The organism is Bacillus sp. SIMBA_074 (assembly GCF_046534555.1).
GTDB classification, from domain to species: domain Bacteria; phylum Bacillota; class Bacilli; order Bacillales; family Bacillaceae_G; genus Bacillus_A; species Bacillus_A mycoides.
The window spans coordinates 1-365 of the sequence record NZ_JAWRYM010000187.1 but is presented as its reverse complement, the minus strand read 5'-3'; the positions used below and the strand labels follow the sequence as shown (position 1 = coordinate 365).

General features: G+C 44.1%; 1 pseudogene. It reads right to left on the bottom strand.

From position 1 onward, the window contains the following. Positions 1-365 (bottom strand): annotated as a pseudogene (locus SB773_RS30430) (IS21 family transposase); the annotation flags it as partial.

Below are 365 nucleotides of genomic sequence, written 5' to 3'. Positions count from 1 at the left end.
CAAACGGAAAGGTTGATAGGGTACAGTAGGGAGTTCCAACAGTTTGTGTTTCTCTTGCTCCCAAAGGTCCTGTTGTAAAACTCTCTTCGCATAATGGGGTCTTCTCAGATCCTCAAGGGCTTGCTGATTGATGATTTTCTGTAGTTGTCCCAAATCATTAGCTACAGGTAAAGGAACGCACCAATTTCTTCGAGCATAGCCTACTTTGTTCTCAACATGTCCTTTTTCGTTCCCTTGTGCTGGATTGCAAAAGACAGGCTGGAAGCGGTAATGGAGAGCAAAGCGTTGAAACTCATCCGTAAGCCTTCGCTTTCCATTGGTTCCTACAGAGACAACAGCTGCTGATAGATTATCAAACCATATTC